Source organism: Agrobacterium sp. MCAB5 (assembly GCF_052114365.1).
Classification (GTDB): Bacteria; Pseudomonadota; Alphaproteobacteria; order Rhizobiales; family Rhizobiaceae; genus Agrobacterium; species Agrobacterium tumefaciens.
In genome coordinates, this window is record NZ_JBFREP010000191.1 from 1 (window position 1) to 527 (window position 527).

General features: G+C 52.2%; 1 protein-coding gene. It reads right to left on the reverse strand.

The genetic code is table 11. The features are described 5' to 3' along the window. Positions 1 to 527 (reverse strand): HsdM family class I SAM-dependent methyltransferase (locus AB4Z23_RS28160; RefSeq protein ID WP_441361267.1); only part of this gene is annotated, 527 nt, incomplete at both ends.

Sequence of the window (527 nt, forward strand, 5' to 3'; positions counted from 1 at the left end):
CAATGTCCTCGGGCTCAGTGAGCGTGTCCTCCGGATCCGTCTCTGTTTCGGCAAGCCATGAAAGATCGAGATTATCAGATCTGTCCGCAATGGCCTGCCGGCTAAATGAACGCCAGCGCCCTCCTGCGCCTTGATCTTTTCGCTTCGAAGTTCCGTTTGGATCTTTGCCATACGCGATCTCGAACTGTGAAAAATCGCTCGGCCGCAACGGTCTCGACTTGCCGTATTTGGGGGCATCATGACGCATGTCATATACCCATACGGTTTCGGTACTTTCGGTGTCTCGCAGGCCGCGCTTGAAGAAGAGGACATTTGTCTTCACACCCGGACTATAGAATATGCCAGTTGGCAATCTCAGAATCGTATGGAGATCGCACCGATCCATGAGATCTTGGCGTATCTTTCGACCTGCACCTTCTTCGAATAAGACATTGTCGGGCAAAACCACTGCTGCCCGCCCTCCTGGTTTTAGGCCCAGGTAAATGTGCTGCAAAAATGCTAACTGCTTGTTGGCCGTCGTATAGACG